At 70.7% G+C, this 15,324-nt stretch carries 11 protein-coding genes and 2 pseudogenes; 3 read left to right on the top strand and 10 right to left on the bottom strand.

Annotated features, from left to right (window positions below; all coding sequences use genetic code 11):
• The first annotated feature begins 170 nt into the window (after positions 1-170).
• Entirely contained in the window at positions 171-449 is a 279-nt protein-coding gene (locus ACJ73U_RS01540; protein WP_407775661.1) for a hypothetical protein, read from the top strand.
• Here ACJ73U_RS01540 and ACJ73U_RS01535 read toward each other — a convergent pair.
• Positions 425-1,285, bottom strand: coding sequence for an NAD-dependent epimerase/dehydratase family protein (locus ACJ73U_RS01535; protein WP_407775660.1), 861 nt, complete (start codon positions 1,283-1,285; stop codon positions 425-427). The two genes, ACJ73U_RS01540 and ACJ73U_RS01535, sit on opposite strands and share 25 nt — an antisense overlap.
• Positions 1,286-1,467: 182 nt before the next feature.
• Here ACJ73U_RS01535 and ACJ73U_RS01530 point away from each other — a divergent pair.
• Positions 1,468-2,268 (top strand): annotated as a pseudogene (locus ACJ73U_RS01530) (S1 family peptidase); the annotation flags it as partial.
• Positions 2,269-2,340: 72 nt separating this feature from the next.
• Complete coding sequence (locus ACJ73U_RS01525) at positions 2,341-2,631, top strand: proprotein convertase P-domain-containing protein (protein ID WP_407775662.1); 291 nt, start codon at positions 2,341-2,343, stop codon at positions 2,629-2,631.
• Positions 2,632-2,790: 159 nt separating this feature from the next.
• Here the strand turns inward: ACJ73U_RS01525 and ACJ73U_RS01520 are convergent.
• The 9 genes and pseudogenes from ACJ73U_RS01520 to ACJ73U_RS01480 all read right to left on the bottom strand — a co-directional run.
• Positions 2,791-3,372: pseudogene (locus ACJ73U_RS01520) on the bottom strand (FadR/GntR family transcriptional regulator); the annotation flags it as partial.
• Positions 3,373-3,445: 73 nt separating this feature from the next.
• The gene (locus ACJ73U_RS01515) at positions 3,446-4,351 is read right to left on the bottom strand and encodes a dihydrodipicolinate synthase family protein (RefSeq protein WP_407775659.1); all 906 of its coding nucleotides are present in this window, start codon (positions 4,349-4,351) and stop codon (positions 3,446-3,448) included.
• 107 nt (positions 4,352-4,458) lie between these two features.
• The gene (locus ACJ73U_RS01510; protein WP_407775658.1) at positions 4,459-7,380 is read right to left on the bottom strand and encodes an exo-alpha-sialidase; all 2,922 of its coding nucleotides are present in this window, start codon (positions 7,378-7,380) and stop codon (positions 4,459-4,461) included.
• A 32-nt stretch (positions 7,381-7,412) separates the two neighbouring features.
• Complete coding sequence (locus ACJ73U_RS01505) at positions 7,413-8,372, bottom strand: oligopeptide/dipeptide ABC transporter ATP-binding protein (RefSeq protein ID WP_407775657.1); 960 nt, start codon at positions 8,370-8,372, stop codon at positions 7,413-7,415.
• On the bottom strand, positions 8,359-10,293 hold the full coding sequence (locus ACJ73U_RS01500) for a dipeptide/oligopeptide/nickel ABC transporter permease/ATP-binding protein (protein ID WP_407775656.1): 1,935 nt from the start codon (positions 10,291-10,293) through the stop codon (positions 8,359-8,361). Before ACJ73U_RS01500 ends, ACJ73U_RS01505 begins: the two co-directional genes overlap by 14 nt.
• 14 nt (positions 10,294-10,307) lie before the next feature.
• Complete coding sequence (locus ACJ73U_RS01495; protein ID WP_407775655.1) at positions 10,308-11,264, bottom strand: ABC transporter permease; 957 nt, start codon at positions 11,262-11,264, stop codon at positions 10,308-10,310.
• Between the two features lie 67 nt (positions 11,265-11,331).
• Positions 11,332-12,903 carry an ABC transporter substrate-binding protein gene (locus tag ACJ73U_RS01490; protein WP_407775654.1) on the bottom strand — a complete coding sequence of 524 codons (1,572 nt, stop codon included), beginning with the start codon at positions 12,901-12,903 and terminating at the stop codon, positions 11,332-11,334.
• A gap of 175 nt (positions 12,904-13,078) precedes the next feature.
• Entirely contained in the window at positions 13,079-13,234 is a 156-nt protein-coding gene (locus ACJ73U_RS01485; RefSeq protein ID WP_407775653.1) for a hypothetical protein, read from the bottom strand.
• 76 nt (positions 13,235-13,310) lie between these two features.
• On the bottom strand, positions 13,311-15,324 hold a 2,014-nt coding region (locus ACJ73U_RS01480), incomplete at its 5' end, for an amidohydrolase family protein (protein ID WP_407775652.1).

The following is a 15,324-nucleotide window of genomic DNA, read 5'->3' as shown; positions in this document are numbered from 1 at the left end:
GGGGGCCGGGGGGAGGGGTGTGGTTGGGGTCTGGTCATGTGGCTTGGTTTGGTAGGGGCAGTTGATGGTTGGTGTGGGATTTGGGGTGTTCGCTTGGCGATGGGTGCGGGGTTGGCCTGTTCGCTGGCATTGGGTGGGTTGGGGGTGCGTACTTCGCGGACGGGACCTCGGTGGTCGGGGACGTCGTGGTCGGGGCGGACGGGGTGAACTCCGCGGTGCGCCGGCGGTACCTGCCACACGCACGGGTCGTCGACACCGGGGTCTGGCAGGTCTACGGCGCCGTTCCGCTCACCGCGCGTACCCGGCCGCTGTTCGACGACCTCCGGGGCATGACCGGCGGCGACCTGCACGCCCTCGTCACCTCGGCGGTCGAGAGCTGGCACCCCGTGCGCGAAGGCGCGGTCAACGGGCAGCGGTTCCTCGGTCAGGACCCGCTGCCGGTCTCCTGACGCCAGGAGTGCCGTGGCTCGTAGCCCAGCAGGCGGCGGGCCTTGTCGATCGACAGGAGTGTCTCGTGCGGGCCGAACTCCCGCCTGTGCGGCACGTCCGGGTACACCTCGGCCAGCAGTTCAGCGTTCGGGCGGGACATGACCGTGTCGGCGTTGGCGATGATGAAGACCTCGAAGCCCGGGCGGTCGTAGGCCAGTGCGCGGCGCACGGCCTGCGCGCCGTCCCGGGCGTCGATGTAGGACCACAGGTTCCAGCAGCGTGCGCGGGCGTCGGCGTCGAAGGCCGGGAAGCCGGCGTAGTCCGCCGGTTCCATCACGTTCGACAACCGCAGGCCGACGATCTTCAGCCGCGGGTCCCAGCGGCAGAACTGCGCGGCCATCGTCTCGTCGAGCAGCTTGCCCAGCGAGTACGTCGACTCCGGGCGGCCCGCGTACTCCTCGTCGACCGGGACGTACGGCGGCGGGGTCTCGAACGGCAGGCCCAGCACGGTCTCGCTGGACGCCCACACGACGTTCCTGATCCCGGCGAGCCGGGCGGCGGCGAACACGTTGTAGGTCGAGGGCACGTTGTTGGCGAAGGTCGCCGCGTTGGCCGTCAGGCCCGGGGCCGGGATCGCCGCGAGGTGCACGACCGCGTCGACGCCGTGGTAGCGGTCGTCGATGCCGGTCAGCGCCTCGACGACCTGTCCGTAGTCGGTCAGGTCGACCCGCGTGTGCGGGCACAGCGGGGACGGCACCAGATCGAGGTTGTGCACCTCCCAGTCGTGTGCCAGCAGGTCGGCGACCACGGCCCGGCCGAGCTTGCCGCTGCCACCCGTCACCACCACGCGTGCCATGAGCGCCTCCTCACGAGATCGGTCGGACGAACGGTAGTTGACCGAATTGCAGTCTTGCAGCGCGCATCCCGACCAGGTGGAATCAGACACGGAAGATCGCTGACCGGCCACAGCCAGTGGTCCATCTGCCGTCTTTCGACACCCCTGCTGTCCGAGATCCGGACTGTCGAAAGGACCTACCCGTGACAACACTCAGATCCGCCCTGCGCAGAGCCGCGCTGGTCACCATCGGCGCGGCGGCCGTGCTCGGCGCGGCCGCCGGCCAGGCCGTGGCCGCCCCACCCGCGCCCGACGGCGATGTGCAACCCCAGGTCGTCGGCGGCACCCGCGCCGCCCAGGGCGAGTTCCCGTTCATGGTCCGCCTGTCGATGGGCTGTGGCGGCGCGCTCTACACCCCGAGCATCGTGCTGACCGCGGCGCACTGCGTCAGCGGGACGGGCAACAACACGAGCATCGGCGTGACCGCCGGGACCGTGGACCTGCAGGACGCCAACCGCATCACCCGCACCTCCACCTACGTCTACCAGGCGCCGGGCTACAACAACCCGAGCGGTGACGACTGGGCGCTGATCAAGCTGAACCAGCCGATCACCAACCAGGCCACCCTGCCGATCACGACGACCACCGCCTACGACAACGGCTCGTTCACGGTCGCCGGCTGGGGCGCGGCGAGCGAGGGCGGCTCGCAGCAGCGGTACCTGCTGAAGGCCACCGTGCCGTTCGTCGACGACACGCAGTGCGGGCAGGCCTACAGCGAGCTGGTGCCGAACGAGGAGATCTGCGCCGGCAACTGGGCCAACGGCGGCGTGGACACCTGCCAGGGCGACTCCGGCGGCCCGATGTTCCGCCGGGACAGCAACAACGCGTGGATCCAGGTCGGCATCGTGAGCTGGGGCTACGGCTGCGCCCGTCCGCAGAACCCTGGCGTGTACACGCAGGTGAGCACGTTCGCGGCGGACATCGCGGCCGCGGCGGCGAACCTGGGCGGCACCACACCGCCACCCGGCCACTCGTTCTCGAACGCGAACAACTACACCATCAACGACAACAGCACCGTGTCGAGCCCGATCGCCGTCTCGGGCGTGACGGGTGCGGCGTCGGCGAGCTCGACCGTCGAGGTGCACATCGTCCACACCTACCGCGGTGACCTCGTGGTCGACCTGGTCGCCCCGGACGGGACGGTCTACAACCTGCTGAACCGCTCCGGCGGCTCCGCCGACAACGTGGACCAGACCTTCACGGTGAACCTGGCCAGCGAGACGGCCAACGGCACGTGGAACCTCCGCGTCCGCGACGCCGCCACGCAGGACACCGGCTACATCGACAGCTGGACCCTCGGCCTCTAGCACGTCCGTGGGGTGGGCCGGCTTCCGCTGGGGAAGCCGGCCCACGCTGTGCACAGCGGGCGAGGGCGAGCGCAGTTGGGCGATGCGGACATCCAGGTTGCGGAAGTGCTCGACCATCGCGTGCTCGGCGCTGGCCACGTCCCGTTTGCGCAGCGCGGTGACGATCGCGCGGTGCCGGCGGACGGTCTGGGCCGGGTCGGGGTCGGTGACGCCCAGGCGGTGGTTGACCCGGTGGAACACGTCCCAGAAGGCACGCAGGAGCTGGGTGACCAGCGCGTTGTTCAGCGACCGGTACAGCAGCTCGTGGAACTCGCGGTCCTCCTCGGCGAACGTGTCGCCCGACTTGGCGTGCTCGGCCATCCGCCTGGTGACCTCGTCCAGTGCCGCGAGGTCCTCCTCGGGCACGGTCGCGGCCACCCGGCGGATCAGCGCGGCCTCCAACGCCTCGCGGACCTCCAGGATCTCCTCCATGGAGTGCAGGTCCTGGCCGATGTCGTGCAGTGCGCGGAAGGTAAGGCCATCCGCCAGCGGGTCCAGCGACAGCCGCCCGACATAGGTGCCGTAGCCGTGCCGGATCTCGACGATGTCCAACGCCTGCAACGCCTTCAGCGCCTCACGGATCGAGTTGCGGCTGACGCCCAGCGCCTCCACCAGCTCGGTCTCCGTCGGCAGCGGGTCGCCGGAGCGCAGCCCTCGGTTCAGGATCAACCCGGTGATCTCGTCCCGGATCGCCCTGCTCATCCGCGTGGCCAGGCGGTTCATCGGCGCCGGCGTCTGCTGCTCTGTCAACTCCGACCTCCCTGATGGGCCAACCTTAGAGGAGGCCGGCCACTGCCAAGTGCTGTCGCACGGCGTCGCGTTCCGTTTCGTTCAACGGGATCATCGGCTCGCTCGTCGTGCCGCCCGCGAGCACGCCGCGTGCCACGAGCCCCTCCTTGAACGCGCCGATCGCCGAGGAATAGCGGCCCATCCGGCCGTCACCCACGTGGATCAGCCGGAACAGCCCGCGCAGCCGCGTCTGCTCGGTCTTCGCCGCGTCCCAGTCGCCGCGCCGCGCCGCCTCGTAGAGGCGCAGGTAGCCGGCCGGGTCGACGTTGCCGAGACCGGGGACCAGGCCGTGCGCGCCGAGGAACAGGCCGACGTCGGCGAGCACCTCGGAACCGGAGAAGCAGCGCACCGGCACGTCGGCCTCGAGCAGCGCGCGCAGCCCGTCGAGGTCGCCGCTCGAGTCCTTGACCGCGTCCAGCGTGCCGTCCTCGGTGAGCGCCACCACCACGTCGGTGGGCAGCTTGTGCCCGACGGACACGGGGATGTCGTAGGCGATGAGCGGGAGGTCCACCGCGGCGCGGATCGCGCGGAAGTGGCCGGGGAGCTCGAGCGGGTGCGTTGGCGCGTAGAACGGGGCGGTGGCGACGAGTGCGTCCGCGCCGGCCGCCTTGGCCGCCTTCGCGTGCTCGATGACCCGCGGCGTGGTGGTGTCGATGACGCCGGCGAGCACCGGCACCTGCCCGGCCGAGACTCCCGCGACGACCTCGAGCGCCCGGTAGCGCGTCTCGTCCGGCAGGTAGGCGACCTCCCCTGTCGATCCGGTGACGAACAACCCGTGCATGCCGTTCTCGATGAGGAACGCGGCGAGGCGTTCCAGCGATCGCACGTCCAGTTCGCGTTCGGGGGTCAGGGGTGTGCACACGGGTGGCACCACCCCGTGGAGCTGTGTCAAGACGTCTCCCTCGTGATCGTTGTGCGCCCGAGCTGCCCTGGCGGACCCCTTCGGGACGGTGAGTGTCCTGAAGGGGTCCTCCAGGGCTTGGGGCGGCCGGCGCGTCGCTAGTCCAGGTCCCGCATCGGCAGCTGGCGGAACGTGATCGTCTCGGACGAGCCGCTCACGCCGGTCTCGTACAGCAGGCCGACGGTCCGGCCGGACAGCTGCACGAGGTCGGAGTAGGCGGCGGGGGCGTCGGAGACCACCAGCGTCGGACGCCACGTCCGGCCCCCGTCGCCGCTCGCCCGGATGGCCATCGACCTGCGGGCGGTCGGGTTGGACGGGCCGGAGAACAGCAGCAGGTCCGGCCGCACGGTCTGCAGCAGGCTGCCCTGCACCTTCGGGATCGTCAGTCCCGGCTGCGGCTGGTACGGCGCGACCAACGACCGGCCGCCGTCACCGCTGTACGCGTCGACCCGGTTCGCGCCCGTGCCCTGGTTGCGGCTGTTGAAGTAGACCCGCCCGTCGGGCAGCTGCGCCGCGGTCGTCTCGTTGGCGGCCACCGTCGTGTCGGCGCGGTCCTCGCTGAAGCCGATCCGCCAGGTGCGGCCGCCGTCGTCGCTGATGAGGTCGTGCCCGCCGTAGTACCTGGCCTCCGTGCCCACGTCCGTCGAGCCCGCCGGGGGCGCCGAGGAGTGGTTGGCGGGCACCACGATCCGGCCGCCGCGCAGCACGATCGCGTGGCCGGGGCCGGTGGCGTACCAGCGCCAGTCGGCCTGCTTGGCCGTGGCGGTGATCTCCTTCTCCCGCGACCAGGTGCGGCCGCTGTCGGTGCTGCGCTGGACGAACACCCGGCGGCTGTCCGCGGCGGACACCGTGCCGGACATGATGTCCTTCTCGGCGACGCGCCCGTTGCGCGTGGTCAGCAGCACGACGGTGCCGTCCGGCAACACGACGGGCGCGGGGTTGCCGGCCGTCGCGTCGCCGTTGTCCGACACCACGGTCATCGGACCCCACGTGCAGCCGCCGTCCGAGGAACGGCGCAGCACGACCCGGATCGCGCCGGTGTCACCGGCGGAGGAGACCCGGCCTTCCGCGAACGCCAGCACGGTGCCGTTCCTGGCACGCACCACGGCCGGGATGCGGAAGGTGTTGTACCCCTGTGTGCCGGAGACGAACGGCACCGACGTGCAGCCCTGGCCCGGCAACGGCCTGACGTCGTCGAGCGGCAGCCGAAGCACCTCCCCGTCGCGGATGTCCTCGTTGGACCCGCGGATCTGGTCGAGTTCCGAAGTGGACAGCGCACGCCGGTAGAGGCGGACCTCGTCGAGCGAGCCGTCGAGCCGTTGCGCGTAGTCCGGCCGCTCACCGAGGTGGATCTGCCACGCCACGCGCTCGCTGATCGACCCGGCCACCGCGGGTCCGGACGCCGCCTGGACCCCGTCGACCCACAGCGTGAGCCGGCCACCCGCCCGCCGCAGTGCCACGTGGTGCCACCGGTTGTCGGCGTAGGCGGACGTGGTGGTGATCTGCGAGGTGCCCTGCGCGGTGGTCATCAGGGCCACGAGGCGGTTGTTCGCCGGCTCGCCACGCAACCACAGCTGCGGCGCGGAGCTCATGCCACCGAGCCACAGCAACGCCTGCTGGCCGGTCTGCGCGCCGTACCGGAACCACGCCGTGTAGGTGAGGTCGCCGTCGCCGGGCAGCTGCGCGCGGTCGTACGGCACGCGCAGGTAGTCGTCGACGCCGTCGAGGTCGAGCGCGGTGCCGAACGTGCCGGCGACCTGCTGCGGACCGCCCAGCACGTAGGCGTCCGCGTGTGCCGTGGACGTGTCCGGCGTGGTCGGGCCGACCGGCCTGCGGTCGCCGAGGTAGTCCTCGGAGAAGCGGGCGAACCGGATCTCGTCGCGCGCGTCGACCGCGCCGCCCTCGTACAGCAGACCGATCTCCGCGTTCCGCACCCGCGTCGAGCTGATCTGCACGAGGTCGGAGTAGCCCGACCAGTCCGACGTGATCCGCGTGCCCTGCTCGGCGCCCTCCCAGCTACGTCCGCCGTCGTAGGACGAGCGGATGGTCATCCAGCGCCGCCGGTCGGTGTCCGCCGGCGAGGAGAACAGGATCCGGTCCCGACCCGGGCGGTCCAGGCGCAGCACCGCGCCCTGCACGGTCGGCGTCACGAGGTCCGGGATCGGCGTCCACTGTGTACTGAAGGTGGTGCCGCCGTCCTTGCTGACGGCGTAGGTGCGGTTGCCGACCGAGGTGCCGCCCTGCTCACGGGCACCCGCGTACACCGATCCGTCGGCCAGCTCGGTGACCGTGATCTCCTGCGGCTTCTGGGTGAACGTGCCGCCCCGCGGAAAGGTGGTCGTGCCGTTGGCGCCGACGTGCCAGGTGCGGCCGTGGTCGTCGCTGTACACCAGCGCGCCGTCGTTGCGGTAGGAGGCGCTGCCGTCGCTGACCTCGCCGCTCACGCCGAACACGAGCCGGCCGGCGTGCCGGCCCTTCGTGAGCTGGATGCCGTGCACCGGGCCGGTGGCGACCCACCAGTCCCACTCGGGCAGCTTCATCTGCGCGCTCATGTCGACCGGCGCGGACCAGGTCAGGCCGTCGTCGTCGCTGTACTGCAGGTGCGGGAAGCGCGGGCACGGCGTGTCGCACGCCTTGTCGTCCGTCCGGCCCTTGTTGTAGGTGCTGACGAGGAAGATCCGGCCGGTCACACCGTCCACGATCGGCACGGGGTTGCCGTGCGTGTCGCCGCCGCCCTCGTTGACCAGCCGCAGCGGCGACCAGGTGCGGCCGCCGTCGGTGGACCGCTTGAGCACCAGGTCGATGTCGCCGGTGTCACCGCAGTTGTGCACGCGGCCCTCGGCGAAGGCCAGCAGCGTGCCCTTCCTGCTCTTGACCACCGCCGGGATGCGGAAGCAGGCGTAGCCCTGCTCGTTCGCGGCCTTGAACAGCACCTGCTGGTCGAGCGTGGGCTGTGCCGCGGGTGGTGGCTCGGCCGCGGCGGACGGTGCCAGACCGGCCGCCACGACGAGGGATAACAAACCTGTCCATAACGCTTTCACGACCACGTCCTCTATGACTCCGGATGGATGCAGCGGTAGGTGTGTTCGGCGCCGGCCGTGGCGAGTGGCGGCAGTTCGGCCGCGCACTCCTCGGTCGCCTTCCAACACCGGGTACGGAAGTTGCAGCCGCTCGGCGGGTTCGTCGCCGACGGCACCGGTCCACTCAGGACGATCGGCGCCACGGCGTGCCGGAGGCTGGGGGTGGCCGAGAACAACGCACGCATGTAGGGGTGATGCGTGTTCGCCGGCACGGCCGCGGCCGGCGCCTCCTCGACGATCCGGCCGAGGTACATCGTGATGATCCGATCGCTCATTCTGCGGACGGTCTGGATGTCGTGGGACACGAACACCATCGCCAGTCCGAGCCGCTCGCGCAGGTCGATGAGCAGGTTCAGGATCTGTGCGCGGACCGAGACGTCGAGTGCCGAGGTCGGCTCGTCGGCGACCAGCAGCTTCGGTCGCAACGCGAGGGCGCGAGCGATGGCGACGCGCTGCCGCTGCCCGCCGGAGAGCTGCCCGGGCACCGCGTCGGCGACGCTGTCCGGCAGGCCCACCAACGACATCAGCTCACGCACGCGGTCGTTCCGCTCCTCGATCGTGCCGTCGCGGTGGACGTCCAACGGGTCGCGGATGATCTTCGCGACCGAGAGTCGCCGGTTCAGCGCGGTCGACGAGTCCTGGAAGACCATGCCCACGTTGCGGCCGAACCGTTCCGCGCGCTGCGCCGTGGTCATCTGCCACAGGGACTCCCCGGCGAAGCGCACGGTGCCCCGGGTCGGCGCCTGCAGACCCACGACCACCCTGGCCAGGGTGGACTTCCCGCACCCCGACTCGCCGACCACGCCGACGGTCTCGCCGGCGTCGAGCCTCAGGTGCGCGTCGGTGAGCGCGTACACGTCGTCGTGCCCGAACAGGCGGCGCCCCCGGATCCGGTGCACCACGTGGACACCGTCGAGCTCAAGCAGACTCATGGCTCACCACCGGCTGTTGCGCGGGAAAGTGGCAGGCGAACGCGTGCTCACGCGCGTCGCCGGTGTACCCCGGGAACTCGTCGTGGCAGACCGCCCGCGCGGCCGGGCACCGGTCGAAGAACCGGCAGCCCGGCGAGAAGTCCGCGGGGGAGGGGACCACGCCCTTGATCTGGGTGAGCCGCTCCTCGTTCTCCTCCAGGGACAGCACCGCCGACAGCAGGCCACGCGTGTAGTGGTGGCGCGGCTCGCCGACCACCTGGGAGATGGTGCCGGTCTCCGCGACCTGCCCGCCGTACATCACCACCACCCGGTCGGCCACCTCGGACACCAGCGCGAGGTCGTGGGAGACCAGGATGAGCGCGAAGCCCAGCTCCTCCTGCAGCCGCAGCAACAGTTTCATGATCTGCGCCTGCACGGTCACGTCCAGCGCGGTCGTCGGCTCGTCCGCGACGATCAGCTTCGGGCCGCGGGACAGGGCCATCGCGATCAGCACCCGCTGCCGCTGCCCGCCGGACAGCTCGTGCGGGTAGGACCGCAGCGTGCGTCCCGGGTCGAGGTTCACCAGCGCGAGCAACTCGGCGGGACTTCGGGTGCCGCCGCGCCGGGTGAATTGCTTGAGCTGCGCGTGGATCGTCATCGCCGGGTTCAGCGAGCTGAGCGCGTCCTGGTAGATCATCGCCAGGTCGTGGCCGAGGTGGCGGCGGCGCTGGCGCGGGCTCAGCGCGAGCAGGTCCTGCTGGGAGAACCGGATCTGCCCGGACGTCCGCGCGGTGTCCGGGAGCAGGCCCATGATCGCCAGTGAGGTGATGGTCTTGCCGCAGCCCGACTCGCCGATCAGGCCCAGCACCTCGCCCGACCGCACGGAGAACGACACGTCGTCCACCACGCGGGCGCCGTTGTGCCGGTCGGCGAACGAGATGGCCAGGTGCTCGACGTCCAGCACGCTGCGCCGGTCGCCCAGGTCGCGGGCGTGCACGGCCAGCCGCTCGCCCACCTCGCGCAGCCCGGCGATCGGGAGCACGGGTTGCGTGGGCCGCTCGGCGGGCGCCGCGGCGGCCTTCCTCGCCTCCCGGCCGGCCTTCGCGCGGCGGGCGGACGGCGTGGCCCACGCGTCGGAGATGCCCTCGGACAGGATGTTGAGCGCCAACACCGTGACGAGGATCAGCAGGCCGGGGAACAGCGTTGCCCACCAGCCGCCGGTGAGCACCAGCTCCTTGCCGTTGGCGAGCACCGCGCCCCACGACGGGGCCGGCGCCTGGATGCCGGCGCCGATGAAGGACAGCGAGGCCTCGAACACGATCGCGTCGGCGACCTGCACCGTGCAGAACACCAGCACCGGCGCCGCGCAGTTGACCGCGATGTGCCGGGTGACGATGTACCAGCGCCGGGCGCCGATGACGCGCTCGGCCGCGACGTAGTCCTCGCCGTACTGCGCCAGGATGTTCGCGCGCACGACGCGGGCGATCGGCGGCGTGTACAGGAAGGCGATCGCGAGGATCAGCACCGGCAGGCCCCGCCCGAACACCGCGACCAGCACGGCCGCGAGCGCGATGCCGGGGAACGCCATGACCACGTCCAGCACCCGCATGACCACCTGGTCGACCCGGCGGCCCGAGGTGGCCGCGACCGCGCCGATCAGCGCGCCGGCCACCAGTGCCACCGCGACCGAGCCGAGGCCCACTGCCAGGGACCAGCGGGCGCCGTAGACCAGCCGCGTGTAGATGTCCCGGCCGGACGAGTCGGTGCCGAGCCAGAAGTCGCCGTTCGGGCCGGTGACGTCGCCGCCCGTGGTGTACGGGTCGTGGTTGGTGACCAGCGGTGCGACCGCCGCGGCGAGCACCAGCAGCACCAGGATCGCGAGGGACACCCACGACAGGAGGTTCAGCCGCCGGAAGCGCGCGCCCCGGCTGAGTCGTGCCACGAGACCGGGGCGTATCACGAGTGGCTCCGCAGGCGTGGGTCGACGATCACAGAGAGGATGTCGACGATCAGGTTGACCAGCACGAACATGAACGCGATCGTGATCACGAAGCCCTGCACCTTCGCGGTGTCGCCGTCCCCGACGGCCTGGATCATGTTCTGCCCCATGCCCGGCAACGCGAACATCGTCTCGATGACCACCGCGCCGCCGAGCAGGTAGCCGACCCGCAGGCCCAGCACGGTGAGCGGGTTGACCAACGCGTTGCGCAGGACGTTGCGACCCACCACCACGACGGGTGGCAGTCCGCCGCCGCGGGCGGTGCGCACGTAGTCCTTGTCCAACTCTTCCACCATGGATGTGCGGATGATGCGGGTCAGCTGCGCGGCGACCGGCAGCGCGAGCGCGACGGCCGGCAGCGTCATCGAGTTCAGCCAGCCGCCGAGCGAGTCCTGCGGGCTGACGTAGCCGCTGGTCGGGAACAGGCCCTGGCCGACGGCCAGCCACTGCACGAGCAGCAGCGCGATCCAGAACGCCGGCGCCGCGACACCCGCGAGCGACACGACCCGGATCAGCTGGTCGGGCCACCGGTCCCGGTACAGCGCCGAGATGATGCCGAACAGCAGCCCGAGCACGATGGCGATGACCAGGCCCATGAGCGTCAGCTGGACGGTCAGCGGCAGCGCGGTGGTGATGGTGGCGCCCACCGGTTGCTTGGTGATGACGCTGTTGCCGAAGTCGCCGTGCAGCAGCTGCCAGATGAACCGTCCGTACTGGACCGGCCACGGGTCGAGCAGGCCGTTCTCCCTGCGGAACTGCTCGAGCTGCGCGTCCGTGGGGTTGGTGTCGCCGAGCGCCGCGACCGCCTGGTCCACGGGGGAGAAGCGCATCACGACGAACACGAACAGCGTCACGCCCAGCAGGAGCGGCACCAGGGAGAGAATGCGCCCGAGCAGGATCCGCAGGACGATCACGACCGCGCCTCGCGGGCTCCTCGCGGACTCCGCGTGGGCCGGCGCCGGTGGTTGCCGCAGCTTCCGTTCACGCCGAGCTCCCCGGCTTCGCCTGGTTCAGGTTGATGCCCGGGTAACCCTGGGCACGCACACCGGAGATCGCCTTCGGGTCCCACGCGGTGCCGAGCTGGGTGAACACCAGCGGGTAGACGACGGCCTGGTCGGCCAGCAGGTCGAGCACCTTCCTGGTGGTCTTGTCCCGCTTGCCGGCGTCGGTCTCCGCGGCGGCCTCGTCGAGCAGCGACATCAGCCTCTGCTGGTCCGGGCCGGCCCACCTGGCGTACTTGGGCACGACCCCCGAGCCCGCGTAGTAGTAGCGGACCTGCAGGTCCGGGTCGTTGCCGAACTGCTGGGCGTTCTGCGTGGTGGCCACGACCTGGAAGTCGAAACCGCTGTCCAGCTTGGAGAACAACGCCTTCGTGTCCTGGGTGTCTAGAGTGGTCGTGACGCCGATGGCGTCCCAACCCTCCTTGATGACGTTCACGCAGTCGGCGACCAGCGTCGTGTTCGTCGTGGAGAGCGTGACGGACAGGTTCGCGATCCCCGCCTGGCGCAACAGGTCCTTCGCCTTGTCGGGGTCGTGGGACAGGTCGTTGGCGGCCGGCTGGGACTCCGGCAGCTTCGGGTTGATGAACGACGTGCCGGGCGAGCCCTTGCCCTTCAGGCCTACCTTGATCATCTTCTCGCGGTCGATCGCGTGGTGCAGCGCCTGGCGTACGAGCTTGTTGTCGAACGGCGCGTGCGTGGTGTTGAACATCAGCCACAGGTTGTTGCCGCCGTTGGCGAACTGGACCGTGCGGCCGTCGGCCTGGAGCTGCTCGGCGTTGGCCGGCGGGATGTTCTCGGCGATCTGCGCGGCCGGCCTGGCACCGGAGATCTTCGCGACGCGCGGGGAGGCCTCGACGATCGAGTTCCACAGCATCTTCTTGTACACGGCCGGGCGCGGCCCGTTGTAGTCGTCGAACTTCTCGAAGCGGGTGAACGACAACGGCGCCTGCTCGACGACCTTGTACGGCCCGGACCCGACGACCTTGCCGGAGATCGCGTCGGCCCACCTGCCGTCGAAGACGTGCCTGGGGCAGATCTTGATGGTCTGGAGCCGTTGCAGCACATAGGGGAAGGCCTGGTTCAGGCTGAACTTGACGGTCTTGTCGTCGACCTTCGCCACACCCTTGAGCCATGGTGTGAGGAAGGTGCGGACCAGGACGTTCTCGGTCGGGTCCAGCGCCCGGGTGAACGTGAACACCACGTCGTCGGCGGTGACGGGCTGGCCGTCGTGCCACTTGGCGCCGTCACGGAGGACGACCTCGAAGGTGGTGCCGCTCACGTCCTCGGGGAGTTCCCTGGCGAGGCCGGCGTACGGTTCACGGGTGATCGGGTCACCCTCCACAAGGGACTCGTAGGTGTGCAGAATGGCCGCCATGGAGAAGGCGGACGCGGTCTGAAGCGGGTCCCACGTCTGGTTGTTGCCGTAACCGACCACCGCGGTGATGGAGTCCGCGGTGCTGCCGGTGGCGTTCGTGGAGGCCGGCCCACCACACGCCGCGAGGCTGGACGAGAAGGCGGCGGCGACCCCGGCGAGGCCGGTGAAGCGCAACATGTCCCGACGGTTGAAGGACGAACCGGACCCGGGCGGAGTTTTCGACACCCGCACCTCCTGAAGACACGTACCTCATCGGACGGAAGACATAGGACATGGGATGTCCTATGAGTGCAGAACCATAGGGCGGTGTCCGGGAGAGGTCAAGAGCGATCCGGCGGCCTCGAAACGCCCGTTACGCGCCGAGCCGGTGCGGGGACTGGCCGTGACCGGCCGCGTACGCGCGGGGTTCACCGTCGAGGGTCACCAGGAACAGCGCGCGGCCGGGCTCCGGCGACGGCGCCCTCCTGCTCGCCGGGTGACCTTGTGGGTACGCTCGGTAGCTGAGCATGCGACAGGCGTGTTCGCCACGCGGGGATTCCCGAAATGGATGACGTCGGCGCGCGAGTGACGGTGTGTGACGTGATTCAGCCGCAGTAGTGGTGGGCCCACTCGGGTTCGTGCCACCAGAACTCTTCGTTGTGTTCGTGGGTGGTTCGCGGGGCTCGGGTGGCCAGTGCGGGAGTGCTGGCGGCGGCGGGGGAGGTGAACGGGCTCAGTAGTTCGTCGACCGTGTGGAGTTTGCCCGCCGCCATCACCATTCGGACCGCCGCGGCGGCGTGGATGTCGGCCAGTGGATTGCCCTGGACGAAAGACAGGTCCGCCTGGGTTCCCCGGTGGATCTCGCCCAGTTGGCCTTCGTAGTCCAGCCAGCGGGCGGGGTTGCGAGTGGCGGTTGTCAGGGCCTCGTACGGGGTGAAGCCGAAACGGACCTTCGCCCGTAGGTTGGTGTGGAGGGAGACCGCCGGGTTGTCCAGTGGGGCGTCGGTGCCGGAAATGACGAAGCCGCCCGCTCGGTGGATTCTCAGGACCATGTTCACGTTCGCCGCGAGCATTTCCAGTACCGGTGCGTTGGCCGGGGTTCGCGCGGCGTCCGCTTTCGCCACCAGGGCCGCGTACTCCCACGACGGGAACAGCGTCCTCGTGCGGATGTCCTCCACCAGCGAACGGTCGTCGCCGTACAGGGCCGCCGAGTTGAACAGGGTCGGGGTGATCGACATGCCGGACCGCACGAACAGGGTCACCGCGTCCGCGTACGCGCGGCCCAGGCGGGACACCGTCTGGGAGTAGCCCAGGCGGTTCGTCGCGCCCGTGTGCTCCATGCCGTCCATGCCGAGGTGTTCGGCCGGGTAGAGGTAGTGCGACGACAGCGGCAGACCGGCCCGGTGCGCGGCCGCCACCACCCGCCGCTGGTACGCGACCGGCAGCCGGACGTACGTCTTCACCAGGTCGTAGCCCAGCGCCCGCGCGCGGTCCAGCTCCAACGCCAGCTGGCCCACCGACCGGGTCGTGCGCATGAAGTTGTAGTAGATCCGCGAACCGTCGATCGCCTCGCCGGTGCCCAGGTACCTCGGCCCCACCCGGTCGCCCGACTCCAGCGCCTCACGCGTCTCCACGTACTGGTAGGCCGGGTCGCCCGGGGACCGCACGGTCGTGATGCCGTAGGCCAGCCACAGCCTGCCCTGCCGGTCGCCCCACTGCCTGCCGCGCAGGTGCCAGTGGACGTGGGCGTCGACCAGGCCCGGCATGACCGTCAGCGCGCGGGCGTCCACCGTGTACGGACGACCGCCGGCCGGGAGCACGTCGGCGACCTTCCCGTCGGACACCACGATGTCCACCGACTCGCGCAGGCGCGTGGCGCGGCCGTCCCACACCGCACCGGCGCGGATCACGTCGTGCTGGCGCACCCGGGCGGGGTGCCAGCGCAGCGACAGCGGTATGTCGCGGGTCGCGCCGCTCGTCACCGAGACCGTGCGCAGCGTGCCGTTGTGCAGGTACAGCAACCGGTCGGCGCCCAGCCACGACAGCGAGTCCGTCACCTCGTGCGTCACCTGGCGGGCCGCGCCGGTGACGGTGCCGTCCGCGGACACCGGCAGCACCCACGCGCACGACTCGACCACGAACGCCAGGTACTTCCCGTCCGGCGACCACACCGGGCCGTCGTCGCCGCGCGTCGCGATCGACGCGTGCGGCAGCGGCTCGGTGTAGGTCAACGCGCCGGACGTCAGGTTCACCGTCAGGATCTGGCTCGTGCCCTCGCGGAACCGCCGGGAGTACGGCTTCACGGCGGCCAGCGCCACGGTGCCGCCGTCCGGTGACCACGTCGGGCGGCCCGGCATGAACAGCGGCGGCGTCACCTGCTTCGCCGTGCCGGAGGCCAGGTCCAGCACCCACGTCGCGCCGTCCTGGTCGTTGTAGGCGATCCGGCCGCCGTCCGGGGACACCCGCGGCGCGACCTGTGCGCCCGGCAGGCTCGACAGGCGGCGCTCGGTACCCGAGGCGAGGTCGCGCCGCCACAGGTCCGCGTCGCCCGCGCGGTCCGACGCGTACACCAGCGAGCGGCCGTCGGGGGTGAAGTCCGGGTCGGAGTTGAAGTAGCCG

The sequence above is a fragment of the Actinophytocola sp. genome (assembly GCF_045807065.1).
Taxonomy (GTDB): Bacteria; Actinomycetota; Actinomycetes; order Mycobacteriales; family Pseudonocardiaceae; genus Actinophytocola.
The sequence above is the reverse complement of the archived record's forward strand: the minus strand, read 5'-3'. Positions and strand labels throughout refer to the sequence as shown.

Bases quoted from the DNA above. Each gene is read 5' to 3' on its own strand.
- ACJ73U_RS01505 (WP_407775657.1), bottom strand. From the start codon at position 8,372: ATGAGTCTGCTTGAGCTCGACGGTGTCCACGTGGTGCACCGGATCCGG.
- ACJ73U_RS01535 (WP_407775660.1), bottom strand. From the start codon at position 1,285: ATGGCACGCGTGGTGGTGACGGGTGGCAGCGGCAAGCTCGGCCGGGCC.
- ACJ73U_RS01490 (WP_407775654.1), bottom strand. From the start codon at position 12,903: ATGTTGCGCTTCACCGGCCTCGCCGGGGTCGCCGCCGCCTTCTCGTCC.
- ACJ73U_RS01485 (WP_407775653.1), bottom strand. From the start codon at position 13,234: ATGCTCAGCTACCGAGCGTACCCACAAGGTCACCCGGCGAGCAGGAGG.